Raw genomic sequence first — 16,590 nt, 5'->3', positions numbered from 1 at the left:
TGGTCGCATTGTCTATTCCGGGGCGACAGCGGATACCCTGTGTGGGATGGTCCCCCTTTGGTTCACGCTGTCCGCGCTGTGCTTTGTCGGCGCGGGCGTGCTGGTATACGTCGACATCGATCGACAGCGGGGGCGTAGCAGGCGCCGTAAATCGTGGGCGCGGTCGCACGGCTTCGACTACGAGCGCGAATCGACCGACATCCTCAAGCGCTGGAAGCGCGGGGTGATCTCGACGGCGGGCGACGTCCCCGCCCACAACGTCGTGCTGGGCCAGATCCGCGGCGAGGCGGTCTACATCTTCGACGTCGAGGAAGTCGCGACGGTGATCGCGCTGCACCGCAAGGTCGGCACCAATGTCGTCGTCGACCTGCGCCTCAAGGGGCTCAAAGAGCCTCGGGAGAGCGACATTTGGCTGCTGGGCGCGATCGGGCCGCGGATGGTGTACTCGACCAATCTGGACGCGGCCCGCCGGGCCTGCGACCGGCGCATGGTCACCTTCGCGCACACCGCGCCCGACTGCGCCGAGATCATGTGGAACGAGCAGAACTGGACGTTGGTCGCCATGCCGATCGCTAGCACGCGCGCCCAATGGGACGAGGGCCTGCGCACCGTGCGCCAGTTCAACGACCTGCTGCGCGTGTTGCCGCCGGTGCCCCAGGAGACCCCGCAGGACGCGGGGGCCCCGGCGGCGCTGCGCAACGCGGCGCCGAGCCGCCCCCTGGCGCCCGCCGGTCGCCTGGAGCTGCCGTCCCGGCGGTCGCAGCCGGACGTGTCGGGGTTGCTGGGCTCGGATGTGCAGGCGACTCGCCGCGCCACCGAGCCGCTGCGCCGCGACGAGGGCCGGCAGCCGCCGACCGGGCGCAACGGCCACGGGGCCAGTAACTACCAGCGCTGAGGCCGGTTAGGCCCGCGTCACTACACTGTCGCTCATGCCTCGACCCGTAGCCCTGATCACCGGGCCGACGTCCGGGATCGGCGGGGGTTACGCACGGCGTTTCGCGCGCGACGGCTACGACCTGGTTCTGGTCGCCCGCGACCTCGACCGGCTGACCAAGCTGGCGGCCGAGCTGGAGGGCCACGGCGGCCGCGTCGAGATCCTGCCCGCGGACCTGGCCGACGCGGCCGGCCGCGACAAGGTCGCCGAGCGGCTCGCCGCGGGCGTGCGGGTCCTGGTCAACAACGCCGGCTTCGGCACGTCCGGCGAATTCTGGACGGCCGATCCCGCGCTGCTGCAGGCGCAACTCGACGTCAACGTGACCGCGGTCCTGCAGCTCACCCGCGCCGCGGTGCCCGCCATGATCGACGCCGGCGCCGGGACCGTCATCAACGTCGCCAGCGTCGCGGGGCTGGTGAACGGAAGGTCGTCAACCTATTCGGCGTCCAAGGCGTGGGTGATCTCGTTCAGCGAGGGCCTGGCCGGCGCGCTGGACGGAACCGGGGTCGGCGTGCACGCGGTCTGCCCGGGGTTCGTGCACACCGAATTTCACGCCCGGGCCGGAATGGACATGGCCAAGCTGCCGCCGTTCCTGTGGCTCGAGGTCGACGACGTGGTCGCGGCAAGCCTGGCCGACGTCGCCGCCGGCAAGGTGATCAGCATTCCGGGCCTGCAGTACAAGGCGATCGTCGGCGCCGGGCGGCTGCTGCCCCGCGGGTTGGTGCGCGCCGCGACGAAACGGGTCGGCGGCCGTGACCGAAGCTGACCGCGTGGAGCTGGCCGACCTGGTGCGCCGGCTGGCGGTGGTGCACGGCCGGGTGACGCTGTCGTCGGGCAAGGAGGCCGACTACTACGTCGACCTGCGCCGCGCCACCCTGCATCACCGCGCCGCCGCGCTGATCGGCACGCTGATGCGCGAACTTACCGCCGACTGGGACTACGCCGTCGTCGGCGGCCTGACCCTGGGCGCCGATCCGGTCGCGACCGCCGTCATGCACGCGCCCGGGCGCCCCATCGACGCGTTCGTGGTGCGCAAGTCGGCGAAAACCCATGGGCTGCAACGCCTTATCGAGGGCTCCGAGGTATCCGGCCGCCGGGTTCTGGTGGTGGAGGACACCAGCACCACCGGCAACTCCGCGCTGACGGCGGTGCATGCCGTGCAAGACGCGGGCGGCGACGTGATCGGGGTGGCCACCGTGGTGGACCGCGCCACCGGCGCGGCCGAGGCCATCGAAGCAGAGGGAATTCCCTACCGCAGCGTGCTGGGCCTTGCCGATCTTGGGCTGGGCTAGGCCGCGAACCGGATGCGCCGCCTCATCGCCCTACTGGCCTGCGTGGCCGTATCACTAATGGGCTGTTCGGGTTCCGGCCATCCGGCCCGGGCCTACGGCGCGCAGGCCGCGCGGCTCGGCGAATCGCTCGCGCTGCTGGGCTGGAACATGTCGGTTTCGAACCTGCGCTGGGACGGCGATTACGTGCTGGTCGACGTCGACGCGTCGCCCACCGACCCGAAGGCGCCGCACGCCAAACCCGAGGACATGCGCTTCGGGCTCTACGGCGCGCTGGCGCACCCGTTGGAGTCGGCCGCTCTGGGCGGCTGCGACGACGCGGCCACCAGCGTGCACGACATCCAGCACCCGCTGTCGGCGCCCCCGAACCGGCTCACCGGCACGGTTTGCCTTGGGCCGCTTAAGGATCGGAGCCAGGTCCGCGGCGTGTACGGCTACTCGCCGCGTGACCGCATCCCGAACACGTCGGCCGCCTACCCGGCCGCGTTTCCGGTGGGGTTGCCGCCGACCAACGCCAACGACACCGGCCTGACCGTCAAGACCGTCAGCCTGACGGGCTGGCGCGCCGACGGCGCCCCGGTGACGAAAGAGCAACTCGGCGACCCCGCCGCGTTCAACGGCAACGGCTACATGCTGCTGGGTCTGGAGGCCACCGGGCTCGCGGACCGGTACCGCGACGACTCCGCCAAGCGCGGCGGCCCGCTGATGCTGCTGGCGTCGCCGACCCTGCCGGGGCGGGGCCTGAACCCGGCCTGCGCGGCGTACGGGTCATCGGTGCTGATCCTGCCCGACGCGTCGCTGGACTCGGTGCGCGTCAACGCCTCGCTGTGCACCCAGGGCGAGATCAACGAGGCGCTCCTGTACGCGACGGTGGCCGTCGACGGCACCCACGCCGGGGTGTGGACGCAGCGATGAGCGATCCGGGGCCCACCGAATGGGGAACGACGACCGGCGGCGTCGGGCCGTGGCGGGGCGACCCCCCCACCGACCCGCGGTATGACCCAAACCTGTTGCGAGAAGGCGACACCCGAAATGTCGTCGACGCCTACCGGTACTGGACCCGCGACGCGATCATCGCCGACATCGACACGCGCCGGCACCCGCTGCACGTGGCGATCGAGAACTTCGGCTACGACGCCAACATCGGCTCGGTGGTGCGCACCGCCAACGCCTTCGCGGTGGACACCGTGCACATCGTCGGGCGGCGGCGCTGGAATCGCCGGGGCGCCATGGTGACCGACCGCTATCAGCGGCTGTGCCACCACGACAGCACGGCCGGGCTGCTGGAGTTCGCGGCGGGCGCCGGTCTGACCGTGGTCGCCGTCGACAACGTCCCGGGCGCGCGGCGCCTGGAGGATACGTCGCTGCCGCGGGATTGCCTGATGGTGTTCGGCGAGGAAGGCCCGGGCATCACCGACGACATCCGTGCCGGCGCGGCGGTCACGGTGTCGATCGCCCAGTTCGGCTCGACGCGCAGCATCAACGCCGGCGTCGCCGCCGGGATCGCGATGCATGCCTGGATTCGCCAGCACGCGGACCTGTCGCGCGCGTGGTAGGCGCCTTCAATGTGCATCCTCGGTCTTTCAGTGTGAACCGGCGGCGAAGCTCATCGGCGTGTCGTCGCCCAGGATTCACACTCAACTCCACAGCGTAACATGCACTTTGGGGCGGAAGCGGGTCACCCCGACGCCGCTGCCGCGGATCATCGCCTGGGTGCAGCGCGGCGTGGTGATGAAGCGGACGAGCTCGGACACGGCGGGTTGCCGCACCGACGGCCCCAGCGTCGCCGCACACCACTCTCCTGACCGGTCCAGGCCGGGACCGGTCACCCGGGTCAACCGCCCGGCCGCGAGGTCCTTGGCGACGGCGAAACCGATCGTCAGCGACAAACCGCCGACCCGCTGCACCTCCTCGAGCGCGGCGGCGTCGCTCTGAAAGATCCGCTGATTCGATTCCGGAATACCCAAGTCCCGCAACATCTTTGCGACCTCACCGTCCGCTCCGCCCGCGGACGGGCCGAGCATCCACTGCTGCTGGCGCAGCAGCGCGGCAGTCGGAACGCCAACGGCCAGTGGGCTGTTGGGCGGCACGACGGTGATGATCTGGTATTTCAGGAACGGCCGCACGAAGAGCGCGTCGCCCGGACCGAGCGAAGCCTCGCCTGCCGGCCCGATCGCGATGTCGACGGCGCGCGAGCAGATCAGATCGCGGAACCGGCTCGTCGGATGCACGCTCAGCTCCACCGACAGGTCGTCGGCCCGCGACGAGAACAGCTCGATCAGCCCGGGCGCCGCGTGCTCGGCGAACGCGGTGGACGCGGCGATCCGCAGCAGCCGGCGCCCGTGGGCGGCCTCGGTGACCTCGATCGCGGTTTGCTGCTGCAGCCCCAGGATTTCCACGGCGCGGCTGGCCAGCCGCAGCCCGCCGGGCGTGAACGCCAGACCGGCGCCCGTCCTGGTGAACAGCGGGTCGTCGAGCTCCTTGCGCAGCGCCGCCACCAGCATCGAAACGCCGGCGTCGGAAACGCCCAACTCCGCGGCGGCGGCGCGCACCGAACCCAGCCGCACCACCGCCGAATAGGCCCGAAGTTGAGCCGGAGTCACGCCATGAGCTTACGTTTAATGCGTGCGTGACGTCCTTGCCGAGCTGATGTCGATCTGGCGCGCCGGCGATACCGCGGGGCTGGGCACGGTGGTGCGCACCTTCCGGTCGGCGCCGCGCCCGCCGGGCGCCTCGATGGTGGTGGCGCCGGACGGTTCGGTGACGGGCTCGGTGTCGGGCGGCTGCGTGGAGGGCGCGGTCTACGAACTGGCCGGCGAGGTGGCCAGGTCCGGGACGCCGCGGCTGGAGCGCTACGGGGTCAGCGACGACGACGCGTTCGCGGTAGGGCTGACGTGCGGCGGCATCATCGACATCTTCGTCGAGCCGGTGTCGCGATCGACGTTCCCCGACCTCGGCGCGGTGGCCGACGACATCGGCGAGCACCGCCCGGTGGCGGTCGCGACCGTCATCGCGCACCCCGACGCGCAATGGGTCGGGCGGCGGGTCGTGGTGCGGCCCGACGCGGTCGCGGGTTCGCTCGGGTCGCCGCGCGCCGACGACGCGGTGGCCGACGACGCGCGCGGCCTGCTGGCGGTGGGCCGCAGCGACGTCCTCAAGTACGGGCCCGACGGGCAACGCCGCGGCGAGGGCATGGAGGTGTTCGTCGCCTGTCACGCGCCGCGCCCGCGGATGCTGGTGTTCGGCGCCATCGACTTCGCCGCGGCCCTGGCGCAACAGGGATCGTTCCTCGGCTACCGCGTCACCGTGTGCGACGCCCGCGAGCTGTTCGCCACGCCCGTGCGCTTCCCGACCGCCGACCAGGTCGTCGTCGATTGGCCCCACCGCTACCTCGCCGCCCAGGCGGAGGCGGGCGCCATCGACGGCAGCACGGTGATCTGCGTGCTCACCCACGACCCGAAATTCGACGTCCCGGTGCTGGAGGTGGCGCTGCGGCTCCCCCAGGTCGGCTATGTGGGGGCGATGGGATCGCGCCGCACCCACGACGACCGGATGAACCGGCTGCGGGCCGCGGGGCTGACCGACGCCGAGCTCGCCCGGTTGTCCAGCCCGATCGGGCTGGACCTCGGCGCCCGCACCCCGGAGGAGACGGCGGTGTCGATCGCCGCCGACATCATCGCCAAGCGCTGGGGCGGCGGGGGCCGCCCGCTGACCGACACCGCCGGCCGAATCCACCACGACGCCCCGGAGCCGCAGGTAGCGGGCGAGTTCAGCGATCACTTAACTCGCCATTGACGCCCGGTGTGACGCGGCCCACACTGCTCCCATGCAAGTACCTGGGCCCTTCGAATACGAACGCGCGACCAGCGTCGACCACGCCGTCGGACTGCTGGACCGGTTGGGGGAGGGGGCGCGCGTGATCGCCGGCGGGCACAGCCTGCTGCCGATGATGAAGCTGCGCATCGCCAACCCCGAATACCTCGTCGACATCAACGACCTGGCGCCCGAGCTCGGATACGTGATCACCGATCCGACCCTGGTGCGCGTCGGCGCCATGACCCGCCACCGCGAGATCCTGGAGTCCGACACCCTGGCCGCCGTGTGCCCGATCTTCCGCGACGCGGAACGCGTGATCGCCGACCCGGTGGTCCGCAACCGCGGCACTCTCGGCGGCTCGCTGTGCCAGGCGGACCCGGCCGAGGATCTCTCGACGGTGTGCACAGTGCTCGGCGCGGTGTGCCTGGTGCGTGGACCGTCGGGGGAACGCGAGATCGCGATGGACGACTTCATCGTCGGCCCGTACGAGACGGCGGTCGCCCCGAACGAGATCCTGATCGAGGTGCGAATCCCCTTGCGGCACAAGATGTCCAGTGCATACGCGAAGGTGGAACGGCGCGTGGGGGACTGGGCGGTGACGGCGGCCGGGGCGGCCGTCACGCTCGACGGCACCGACATCGTGGCGGCCCGGGTGGGCCTGACCGCGGTGAACCCCGACCCGGCCGCGCTGGCCGAGATCTCGGTGGCGCTGGTCGGTCGGCCGGCCACCGACGAGACGTTCGCCGAGGCGGGTCGCCTGGCCGCCGCGGCCTGCGAGCCGGTGACCGATGTTCGCGGCACCGCCGACTACAAGCGCCACCTGGCCTCCGAGCTGACCGTTCGCACGTTGCGCACCGCGGCCCAACGCGTGCGCGAAGGGAGCTAGCCAACCATGCAAGTCAACATGACCGTCAACGGCGAGCAGGTGACCGCCGAGGTCGAACCCCGGACGCTGCTGGTGCACTTCCTGCGGGATCAGTTGCGGCTCACCGGAACCCACTGGGGCTGCGACACCAGCAACTGCGGGACGTGCGTGGTCGACGTGGACGGCGTGCCGGTGAAGTCCTGCACGATGCTGGCCGTGATGGCGTCCGGTCACAGCGTGCGGACCGTCGAGGGGCTGGCGGTCGACGGCCAGCTCGATCCGATCCAGGAAGGCTTCATGCGTTGCCACGGGCTGCAGTGCGGCTTCTGCACACCGGGAATGATGATCACCGCCCGCGCCCTGCTGGACCGCGATCCCAACCCCGACGAGGAGACCATCCGGGAGGCGATCTCCGGGCAGATCTGCCGCTGCACCGGATACACGACGATCGTGCGCTCCATCCAGTGGGCTGCGAACAACTCCACCGTGAAGGCCGAGTCATGACCACCATCGAGTTCCGCCCGCCCTCGCCCGAAGACACCGCCGACAACGACCAAAAGCCTTGCGGCCACGGCCGGATGCTGCGCAAGGAGGATCCGCGCTTCATCCGCGGCCGCGGCACCTACGTCGACGACGTCGCGCTGCCCGGCATGCTGCACCTGGCGATCCTGCGCTCGCCGTACGCGCACGCCCGCATCGCCGGCATCGATACCACTGCGGCGCAAGCACATCCGAAGGTAAAGGCGGTGGTGACGGGTGCGGACCTGGCCGAGAAGGGCCTGGCCTGGATGCCGACGCTGTCCAACGACGTGCAGGCCGTCCTCGCCACCGACAAGGTGCGATTCCAGGGCCAGGAGGTGGCGTTCGTCGTCGCCGAGGACCGGTACTCGGCCCGCGACGCGCTGGAGCTGATCGACGTCGACTACGACCCGCTTGACGCCGTCGTCGACGTGCGAAAGGCGCTCGACCCATCGGCGCCCGTCATCCGCACCGACCTCGAGAACAAAAAAGACAACCACATCTTCGACTGGGAGACGGGCGACGCCGCCGCCACCGACGCGGCGTTCGCGCACGCCGACGTCGTCGTCAAGCAGGAGATCGTCTACCCGCGGGTGCACCCCGCGCCGATGGAAACCTGCGGCGCGGTGGCCGATTTGGACCCGGTGACCGGCAAGCTCACCCTGTGGACCACCTCGCAGGCGCCGCACGCGCACCGCACGCTGTACGCGTTGGTCGCCGGCCTGCCCGAACACAAGATCCGGGTGATCTCGCCCGACATCGGCGGCGGCTTCGGCAACAAGGTGCCGATCTATCCCGGTTACGTGTGCGCGATCGTCGGCTCGCTGCTGCTGGGCAAGCCGGTGAAGTGGATGGAGGACCGCAGCGAGAACCTGACGTCCACGAGCTTCGCCCGCGACTACATCATGGTCGGCGAGATCGCCGCCACCAGCGACGGCAAGATCCTGGCGCTGCGGTCCAACGTGCTGGCCGACCACGGCGCGTTCAACGGCCAGGCGGCGCCGACGAAATACCCGGCCGGCTTCTTCGGCGTGTTCACCGGCAGCTACGACCTCGAGGCCGCTTATTGCCACATGACCGCGGTGTACACCAACAAGGCGCCCGGCGGGGTGGCCTACGCGTGCTCGTTCCGGATCACCGAAGCAGTGTACTTCGTCGAACGGCTCGTCGACTGCCTGGCGTTCGAGCTCAAGATGGACCCGGCCGAGCTGCGGCTGCGAAACCTGTTGCGGCCGGAGCAATTTCCGTACCAGAGCAAGACCGGGTGGACGTACGACTCGGGCGACTACGAGGCTACCATGCGCAAGGCCATGGACATGATCGGCTACGACGCGCTGCGCGCCGAACAGAAGGAGCGGCGGGCGCGCGGCGAGCTGATGGGCATCGGGATGGCATTCTTCACCGAGGCCGTCGGCGCCGGCCCGCGCAAAGACATGGACATCCTCGGCCTCGGCATGGCCGACGGGTGCGAGCTGCGCGTGCACCCGACCGGTAAAGCCGTTGTGCGGCTTTCGGTTCAGAGCCAGGGGCAGGGCCACGAGACGACGTTCGCGCAGATAGTCGCCGAGGAGCTCGGCATCCCGCCCGACGACATCGAGGTGGTGCACGGCGACACCGATCAGACCCCGTTCGGGCTCGGCACCTACGGCAGCCGGTCGACACCGGTGTCCGGCGGGGCGGCGGCGCTGGTGGCGCGCAAGGTGCGCGATAAGGCGAAGATCATCGCATCGGGCATGCTCGAGGTTTCCGTCGCCGACTTGGAGTGGGAGAAGGGCTCATTCCACGTCAAGGGCGACCCGTCGGCGGCGGTGACCATCCAGGACATCGCGATGCGCGCGCACGGCGCCGGCGACCTGCCCGACGGCATCGAGGGCGGCCTGGACGCCGAGGTCTGCTACAACCCGTCGAACCTCACCTACCCCTACGGCGCGTATTTCTGTGTGGTGGACGTCGATCCGGGCACCGCCGTGGTCAAGGTGCGCCGTTTCCTCGCGGTGGACGACTGCGGCACCCGCATCAACCCGATGATCATCGAGGGCCAGGTGCACGGCGGCATCGTCGACGGCATCGGCATGGCGTTGATGGAGATGATCGCCTTCGACGAGGAGGGCAACTGCCTCGGCGGATCGCTGATGGACTACCTGATCCCGACCGCGGTCGAGGTGCCGCACCTGGAGACCGGTTTCACGGTGACGCCGTCGCCGCACCACCCGATCGGCGCGAAGGGCATCGGCGAGTCGGCCACCGTCGGATCGCCCCCGGCCGTGGTGAACGCGGTGGTGGATGCGTTGGCGCCGTTCGGGGTTCGCCACGCCGACATGCCGCTGACGCCGTCCCGGGTCTGGGAGGCCATGCAGGGCAGAGCGAGGCCCCCGATTTGATGACCATCAGCGAGCGGGCGCGGCAGTTGTTGGCGGCACGGACGCCGTTCGTGCACGCGACCGTGGTGCGCGCCCAGCCGCCCACGTCCTCCTACCCCGGGGACGAGGCAATCCTGTTGGCGGACGGCACGATCGAGGGTTTCGTCGGCGGCCAGTGCGCCCAGAACTCCGTCCGCAAGGCGGCGATGGGCGCGCTGCAGGCCGGCGAAAGCGTGCTGTTGCGGGTGCTTCCCGACGGCGACGTGCACTTCCCCGAGGCCCCCGGCGCCTGCGTCGTGGTGAACCCGTGCCTGTCCGGCGGGTCGCTGGAGATCTTCCTGACGCCGCAGCTGCCGGCCCCGCTGATCCGGGTCTACGGCGCGACGCCGATCGCCGACGCGCTGGCCCAGGTGTGCGCCGTGCTCGGTTACGACGCCCGCCGCGACGGCGACCTGGCCTCGGGGGAAACAGCCACGGCCGTCGTGATCGCCAGCCACGGCGGTCCGGAAGCCGAAACCATCAGGGCCGCACTGGATCACGGCGTCGGATACATCGGCCTGGTGGCCAGCAAGGTTCGCGGCGCCGCGGTGCTGGACTCGCTCGACCTCTCCCCGGAGGAGCGGGCCCGGGTGCACACCCCGGTCGGGCTGGCCATCGGCGCCAAGACCCCCGCCGAGATCGCGGTCGCGATCGCGGCCGAACTCATCGCCGGCATCCGCGGCGGCCTGCGCCGCGCACCCGTGTCGGACCGCCCGGCCGAGGCGGTCGATCCGGTGTGCGGCATGACGGTGACGATCGGTCCCGCCACCGAGCACCTGCACGTGGCCGGCGCGGACTATTGGTTCTGCGGCGCGGGATGCCGCGCCGCGTTCGCCAACCGGCCAGCCGGCGCATGACCGCGCCGCCCGTCACCGGCGTCGTGCTGGCGGCCGGCGGTTCGCGCAGGCTGGGCTCGCCCAAACAGCTGCTGCCCTACCGGGATACCACCCTGCTCGGCGCCACCCTGCGGACGGCCCGCGGCGCCGGGTTCGACCAGCTCATCGTCACGCTCGGCGGTGCCGCCCAACAGGTGCGCGACGCGGTCTCCCTCGAGGGGGCCGACGTGGTGGAGGTCGACGACTTCGGGACCGGGTGCGCGGCCTCGCTGCGCGCCGCGCTCGAGCGGGTGGACCCCCGCGCCGCCGGCATCGTGCTGATGCTCGGCGATCAGCCCGGGATCGATCCGGCAACGCTGCGGCGGCTCGCGGCCGAATGCGCGACAGCCGACATCACCATGTGCCGCTACGACAACGGGATCGGGCACCCGTTCTGGCTCGGCCGTGCGCTGTTCGGCGAACTCCGCGAACTGCACGGTGACAAGGGAGTGTGGAAGCTCATCGACTCGGGCCGGTACCAGGTGCGCGAACTGGCGATAGATGGTCCTATCCCGCTCGACGTCGACACGTGGGACGACTACCGCCGGCTGGTGCGGTCATGACGTTCACCGATGTCGACGACGTCGTCGCCCGATTCGACGCGCACGACTACCTGCTCGACACGGGAACGGCCTCGGCGATCTACCTGGCTATCACGCTCGGCCGCCCGCTGCTGCTGGAGGGCGAACCGGGCGTCGGCAAGACCACGGCGGCCAAAACCCTTGCGGCGGTGCTGGATACCCCGCTGGTCCGGCTGCAATGCTACGAGGGGTTGACCGCCAGCGAGGCGCTGTACGACTGGAACTACCAACGCCAGCTGCTGTCCATCCGGGTGGCCGAGGCCAGCGGCAGGGGCATCGAGGAGGCTGACCTCTACACCGAGGCCTACCTCGTCGATCGGCCCATCCTGCGGTGCGTGCGACACCGCGGCCCGGCGCCGCCGGTCCTGCTGATCGACGAAATCGACCGCGCCGACGACGAATTCGAGGCCCTGCTGCTGGAGTTCCTCGGCGAATCCGCTGTCACCGTCCCCGAGCTGGGCACCTTCGTCGCGGAGCGCCCGCCGATCGCGGTGCTGACCTCCAACCGCAGCCGCGACCTGCATGACGCGCTGCGCCGGCGCTGCCTGTACCACTGGATCGACTACCCGGAGCCGGCCCGGGCCGCCGCCATCGTCCGGCGGACGGTGCCCGGGGCGACCGCGCCGCTGATCGAGCACGCGACGCAGTTCGTCGGGCGCACCCGCGAACTCGACCTGGACAAGCCGCCCGGCGTGGCCGAGACCATCGACTGGGTCGCCGCCCTGGTGTCCCTGGGCGTGGCCGACCTGGTCGACGAGGGCGCCGCGGTCAGCCTGGGGGCGCTGGCCAAGACACCGGACGACCGTACTCTGATTCGCGACGCGTTCGCCGAATACAGCCGCACCTGAGAGGACCCACCGCATGAAGATCGCCAACCAGTTCACCGTCAGCGCGCCCATCGAGCAGGCCTGGGACGTGCTGTGCGACCTGGAACAGGTGATCCCGCTGATGCCGGGCGCGCAGCTGACCGGCCACGAGGGCGAGGACTACCTGGGCAAGGTCAAGGTCAAGGTCGGCCCGGTCACCAGCGAGTTCAGCGGCAAGGTGCGCTTCGTCGAGCTGGACCGCGACGCCCACCGCGCGGTCATCGACGGCAAGGGCAAGGAAGCGCGCGGCACCGGCAATGCCGCCGCCACCGTCACCGCCCAGTTACATGAGGACGGCGACCGCACCAGCGTCACCGTCGACACCGATCTCAAGATCGTCGGCAAGCTTGCCCAGTTCGGCAGCGGCATGCTGCAGCAGGTTTCGGAGAAGCTGCTGGGCCAGTTCGTGGAATCGCTGGAGGCCGAACTGGCCGCGAAGAACGCGCCGGCCCCGGCGAGCGTCAACGGGCACGCCGCGACCGAACCCGCTCCCGGGCCGCGCCACGCGGCCGTCGAGCCCGAGCCCATCGACCTGCTCGACCTCGCCGGCGGCGACCAGCTCAAGAAGTACGGCGCCGCGGCGGCCGTCGTGCTGGCCGTGCTGGTGCTGATCTGGGTGCTGCGCCGCCGGGGTTAGCGGGCTCGTGAGCACCCCACTGCTGTTGCGGGGCGTCGACCTGGCGGCGTTCGCCGCCGCCCTGGTGGCGCGCCTGCGCGGCGCGGGGGTGCTGGTGTCGGCCAATGGGCAGGCCGACTTCGTGCAGGCGCTGCGCCGGTTGGTGCCGGACACCACGTCGGCGCTGTATTGGGCGGCCAGGCTGACGTTGGTCAACCGGATGGAAGACCTGGTCGGCTTCGATGCCGTGTTCGAGGCGGTGTTCGGCGCCGCCCGCGCCGAAGCCGCGCCGCGCCCCGAATCGGTCCTGCCCCTCCCGGGGCCGAAGGCACCCGGGGCCGGCACGCTGCATCCGGCGGCAAGCGGATCGGGTGGCGGCGCCCACGGATTGCCGTGGGCCGCAAGGACGGTGGCCCGCGACGACGGAGCGGCGAGCGTCCTCCTGCCGGATCTCCTGCCCAGCCGTATCGCCGCGCGCGCCGACGAACCGTTTGACCGTTTCGACGCGCAGGACCTTCGCCTGCTCGGCTCCTGGCTGGAGGCGACGGTCGCGCGCTGGCCGCGGCGCCGCAGCATGCGCTTCGAGCCCAGCGCCGGCGGCAAGCGGATCGACCTGCGGGCCACCATGAACGCGTCGCGCGCGACGGGCTGGGAATCCGTGATCCTGGCGCGCACGCGGCCCCGCCGGCGGCCCCGGCGGGTCGTCCTCGTCTGCGACGTAAGCCGCTCGATGCAGCCCTACGCCGCGGTCTACCTGCATTTGATGCGGGCGGCCGCGCTGCGCCAGGCGCGCATCCACCCCGAGGTGTTCGCGTTCTCGACGTCGCTGACCCGGCTCACGTCGGTGCTGTCGCACCGCTCGGCCGAGGTGGCGCTGCGGAAGGCCAACGCAAAGGTCACCGACCGCTACGGCGGCACGTTCATCGGCCGCAGCCTGGGCGCCTTGCTGGCGCCACCCCACGGCAACGCGCTGCGCGGCGCGGTGGTGATCATCGCCTCCGACGGCTGGGACGCCGATCCGCCCGACGTGCTCGCCCACGCGATGGCCAGGCTGCGCCGCCGGGCCGCGACGCTGGTGTGGCTCAATCCCCGTGCGGCGCAAGGCGAATTCCAGCCGCTGGCCGGGTCGATGGCCGCGGCCCTGCCCTATTGCGACCTGTTCCTGCCGGCGCACTCGCTGACCGGGCTGCGCGAATTCCTGCTGGCCCTGGCTAGCCCGCCATCGCGGCGATGAGCTGCTCGGCCGTCAGCGGCAGCGAGCGCACCCGCACGCCGAGCGCGTCGTACACTGCGTTGGCGATCGCGGCGGCCGTCGGCCCCTGGGCGCACTCGCCGATCCCCAACGGTGGAGTCCCTTGTCCGGCAACCAATTCGACGTCGACCGCGGGCACCTCGGAGAACCGCAGGATGGGATAGGTCTCCCAGGTGTCGCTGGTGACATTGAACTCGTCGAACCGCACCCGCTCCTTGAGAGTCCAGCTGGTGGCCTGGATCGCGCCGCCCTCGATCTGGTTGGCCGCGCCGTCGGGGTTGATGATCAGCCCGGCATCCACCGCGATCACCAGCCGGCGCACCCGGACCTCCTCGACCGCCTCGACCTCGGCCACCACCGCGCAGTAGGCCGCCGAATTCTTGTACCGCGCATAGCCGATGCCGCGACCGACGGCCTCCCGCGGCGCCCACGATTCCCAGCCGGCGCGCAAAGCCGCGGCCCGCAGCACCGTCCGCCCGCGCGGATCCGACAGGTGCGCCAACCGGAACTCGACGGGATCGCGGCCCGCAGCGGCGGCCAGCTCGTCCATGAACGACTCCGCGGCAAAGACATTGACGAACGCGCCCAGCGAACGCAGCGCCGAGGTGCGCAGCGGCATCTCGGTCAGTAGGTGGTTGATCACCCGGTAGGACGCAAAGTCGTAGCCCGGCACCGAGTTGCGCCCGGTGCCGCCTCCCCACTCGACCGGCGGCTCGCCGCCCGCGCGGATCGGCTCGCCACCGGCGCGCTCGCTCGCCGCCAGCAACGCCGGCGTCGGCGTCGTCCCCGGGCGGCCCATGTAGCTGCCGCTCCAGATTTCGTGGCGCCAGTCCACCACGCCGCCGTCGTCGCCGCAGTCGGCGGTGATCTCCACCACGGCCGCGGGACCGAAAGGCGCCCAGGCCAATTCGTCGGCGCGCGACCAGACCACGTGCACCGGCCGCCCCTGCACCCCTTGAGCCAGCAGCGCGGCGTCCATGGCGGCGTCGTCGGCGCCGTTGTGCCCGTAGCACCCGGCCCCCTCGACGTGGCGCACCACCACCCGGTCGACCGAAAGGCCGAGCGCCGACGCCAATTCCCGGCGCAACACGTGGACGCCCTGGCTGTGCGACCAGACCTCCAGCTGGCCGTCCGGGTGAGACAGCGCCGCCGCCGACGACGGGCCGATCGACCCGTGCGCCAGGTACGGGCGGTGGTAGCGCGCCGAATGCGAACGCGCCGAACTAACCTGCACCCCAGCCTCTTTCGACGCCAGCACCGACGTCTCGGCCGCCGCCGACACCAGGAACGACGGCAGGTCGTCCTCGTCGGGCAGCGTCGCCCGCCGATCCCACGTGGCGTCGCTGCGCAGCCGCTCGGCGGCGCGCACCGCGACCTCCTCCCGTTCCGCGATCACCCCCAGGAACTCGCCGTCGCGCACCACGGTGAGCACGCCCGGCATCGCCAGGGCCGGGCCGGTGTCGACGTCACGCAGCGTCGCCCCGCGCGACGGCGGGCGAACCACCCGGCCGTACAACTGCCCCTCCAGGACGAGGTCGTGCAGGTAGCGCGGCCGCCCGGTCAGCTTGTCCGGCAGATCCAGCCGCGCGACGTCGGTGCCCACCACCGCGTAGGCCGACTCCGGCTTGGGCGCCGCCGCGCCGGTGGCCGCGCGATCCAGCAGCGCATCGTCGGCGAGCTCCCAGTAACTCGTCGCTACACCGTGGGGGCCGGTGATCTCGCCGTCGGCGACGTCCAACTCGTCAGGCGCCACGGCCAGCTTGGCCGCCGCGACGTCAAGATAGATCGCCCGCGCCTCGGCGCACGCCTGGCGCAGCGCCGCGCCCGACTGCTGGATCGAGCGGCTGCCGGCGGTGAAGCCCTCGTCGGGGCTGCGATCGGTGGCCGCGGCGGTCATCCGCACGCGGGCGATGTCGACGTCGAGTTCCTCGGCGGCGATCTGCGCCAGCGCCGTCAGCACGCCCTGACCCAGCTCGACCTTGCCGGAGCGCACCTCCACGACGCCGTCCGGGCCGATCCGAACCCATTCGCCGAGAACGGGATTGGACGACAGCGACTCCGGCAGGTCATCCATCCAAAGACCCCCGCAGCTCGGCCCCGGCGCTCAGCACCGCCGCCACCACCCGGTTGTGCGAGCCGCAGCGACACAGGTTGGGGTCCAGCGCCGCGCGCACCTCGGCCTCCGTGGGGTCGGGGTTGTCGGCCAGCAGCGCCGCGGCCGCTACCACGATGCCCGACATGCAATACCCGCACTGCGCCGCCTGCCGCGCGATCAGAGCGCGCGAAACCGGGTGCGGCTCGCCGTCGTCGCCGAGCCCCTCGACCGTGCGGATCGACCGGTCGCCCACCGACCACAGCGGGGTGTCGCACGAGTAGATGGGACGGCCGTCGGCCAGGACAAAACAGGCGCCGCACAACCCCACCCCGCAACCGAACCGCGTTCCCTTCAAGCCCAGGTGGTTGCGCAACACGTACAGCAGCGGTGTGTCGTCCTCGGCGTCGACCTCGTGGCGCCGCCCATTGACCGTAAGAATTCGCATGGGCTCCAGCATCCTCCGCCGCGGCGCTAGGGCAGGAT

At 71.3% G+C, this 16,590-nt stretch carries 17 protein-coding genes; 14 read left to right on the top strand and 3 right to left on the bottom strand.

Features of this window, described 5'->3' with window-relative positions; genetic code table 11:
- Nucleotides 1–46: 46 nt before the first annotated feature.
- From ttfA to AC5Y2S_RS12265, 5 genes are read left to right on the top strand one after another with little or no spacing between them, the layout of a single operon-like run.
- The gene (gene ttfA / locus AC5Y2S_RS12285) at nt 47–895 is read left to right on the top strand and encodes a trehalose monomycolate transport factor TtfA (RefSeq protein ID WP_499903001.1); all 849 of its coding nucleotides are present in this window, start codon (nt 47–49) and stop codon (nt 893–895) included.
- Nucleotides 896–929: 34 nt separating this feature from the next.
- The gene (locus AC5Y2S_RS12280; protein WP_499956406.1) at nt 930–1,700 is read left to right on the top strand and encodes an SDR family NAD(P)-dependent oxidoreductase; all 771 of its coding nucleotides are present in this window, start codon (nt 930–932) and stop codon (nt 1,698–1,700) included.
- Nucleotides 1,687–2,226, top strand: a complete 540-nt coding sequence (gene pyrE / locus AC5Y2S_RS12275; RefSeq protein WP_499956405.1) for an orotate phosphoribosyltransferase — start codon at nt 1,687–1,689, stop codon at nt 2,224–2,226. The genes AC5Y2S_RS12280 and pyrE overlap by 14 nt, the downstream gene beginning before the upstream one ends.
- A gap of 12 nt (nt 2,227–2,238) precedes the next feature.
- Nucleotides 2,239–3,138 carry a hypothetical protein gene (locus AC5Y2S_RS12270; protein ID WP_499956404.1) on the top strand — a complete coding sequence of 300 codons (900 nt, stop codon included), beginning with the start codon at nt 2,239–2,241 and terminating at the stop codon, nt 3,136–3,138.
- Complete coding sequence (locus tag AC5Y2S_RS12265) at nt 3,135–3,779, top strand: TrmH family RNA methyltransferase (RefSeq protein ID WP_499956403.1); 645 nt, start codon at nt 3,135–3,137, stop codon at nt 3,777–3,779. The genes AC5Y2S_RS12270 and AC5Y2S_RS12265 overlap by 4 nt, the downstream gene beginning before the upstream one ends.
- A gap of 81 nt (nt 3,780–3,860) precedes the next feature.
- Here AC5Y2S_RS12265 and AC5Y2S_RS12260 read toward each other — a convergent pair whose 3' ends face one another.
- A complete protein-coding gene (locus tag AC5Y2S_RS12260) occupies nt 3,861–4,826 on the bottom strand; it encodes a LysR family transcriptional regulator (protein ID WP_499956402.1) in 966 nt (321 codons plus the stop codon).
- A 22-nt stretch (nt 4,827–4,848) separates the two neighbouring features.
- Here AC5Y2S_RS12260 and AC5Y2S_RS12255 point away from each other — a divergent pair, with 22 nt between their 5' ends.
- The 9 genes from AC5Y2S_RS12255 to AC5Y2S_RS12215 are packed head-to-tail and all read left to right on the top strand — an operon-like array spanning nt 4,849 to nt 13,994.
- A complete protein-coding gene (locus AC5Y2S_RS12255; protein WP_499956401.1) occupies nt 4,849–6,018 on the top strand; it encodes an XdhC family protein in 1,170 nt (389 codons plus the stop codon).
- A gap of 31 nt (nt 6,019–6,049) precedes the next feature.
- On the top strand, nt 6,050–6,925 hold the full coding sequence (locus AC5Y2S_RS12250; RefSeq protein WP_499956400.1) for an FAD binding domain-containing protein: 876 nt from the start codon (nt 6,050–6,052) through the stop codon (nt 6,923–6,925).
- Nucleotides 6,926–6,931: 6 nt separating this feature from the next.
- Nucleotides 6,932–7,408 carry a (2Fe-2S)-binding protein gene (locus AC5Y2S_RS12245; protein WP_499956399.1) on the top strand — a complete coding sequence of 159 codons (477 nt, stop codon included), beginning with the start codon at nt 6,932–6,934 and terminating at the stop codon, nt 7,406–7,408.
- Nucleotides 7,405–9,804, top strand: coding sequence for an aerobic carbon-monoxide dehydrogenase large subunit (locus tag AC5Y2S_RS12240; RefSeq protein WP_499956398.1), 2,400 nt, complete (start codon nt 7,405–7,407; stop codon nt 9,802–9,804). The genes AC5Y2S_RS12245 and AC5Y2S_RS12240 overlap by 4 nt, the downstream gene beginning before the upstream one ends.
- Nucleotides 9,804–10,679 carry an XdhC family protein gene (locus tag AC5Y2S_RS12235; protein ID WP_499956397.1) on the top strand — a complete coding sequence of 292 codons (876 nt, stop codon included), beginning with the start codon at nt 9,804–9,806 and terminating at the stop codon, nt 10,677–10,679. Before AC5Y2S_RS12240 ends, AC5Y2S_RS12235 begins: the two co-directional genes overlap by 1 nt.
- Nucleotides 10,676–11,260 carry a nucleotidyltransferase family protein gene (locus AC5Y2S_RS12230; protein WP_499956396.1) on the top strand — a complete coding sequence of 195 codons (585 nt, stop codon included), beginning with the start codon at nt 10,676–10,678 and terminating at the stop codon, nt 11,258–11,260. The genes AC5Y2S_RS12235 and AC5Y2S_RS12230 overlap by 4 nt, the downstream gene beginning before the upstream one ends.
- Entirely contained in the window at nt 11,257–12,126 is an 870-nt protein-coding gene (locus AC5Y2S_RS12225) for an AAA family ATPase (RefSeq protein WP_499956395.1), read from the top strand. Before AC5Y2S_RS12230 ends, AC5Y2S_RS12225 begins: the two co-directional genes overlap by 4 nt.
- Nucleotides 12,127–12,139: 13 nt before the next feature.
- Nucleotides 12,140–12,781 carry an SRPBCC family protein gene (locus AC5Y2S_RS12220; RefSeq protein WP_499956394.1) on the top strand — a complete coding sequence of 214 codons (642 nt, stop codon included), beginning with the start codon at nt 12,140–12,142 and terminating at the stop codon, nt 12,779–12,781.
- A 7-nt stretch (nt 12,782–12,788) separates the two neighbouring features.
- Nucleotides 12,789–13,994, top strand: coding sequence for a vWA domain-containing protein (locus AC5Y2S_RS12215; protein ID WP_499956393.1), 1,206 nt, complete (start codon nt 12,789–12,791; stop codon nt 13,992–13,994).
- On the opposite strand, the gene AC5Y2S_RS12210 is transcribed toward AC5Y2S_RS12215, so the two are convergent.
- On the bottom strand, nt 13,972–16,086 hold the full coding sequence (locus AC5Y2S_RS12210) for a xanthine dehydrogenase family protein molybdopterin-binding subunit (protein WP_499956392.1): 2,115 nt from the start codon (nt 16,084–16,086) through the stop codon (nt 13,972–13,974). The genes AC5Y2S_RS12215 and AC5Y2S_RS12210 overlap by 23 nt on opposite strands.
- Nucleotides 16,079–16,552, bottom strand: a complete 474-nt coding sequence (locus AC5Y2S_RS12205; protein ID WP_499956391.1) for a (2Fe-2S)-binding protein — start codon at nt 16,550–16,552, stop codon at nt 16,079–16,081. The genes AC5Y2S_RS12210 and AC5Y2S_RS12205 overlap by 8 nt, the downstream gene beginning before the upstream one ends.
- Nucleotides 16,553–16,590 lie beyond the last annotated feature (38 nt).

This window comes from Mycobacterium sp. NGS69 (assembly GCF_059812165.1).
Note: the sequence above shows the minus strand (reverse complement) of the source record. Positions and strands in the feature narration are given on the sequence as shown.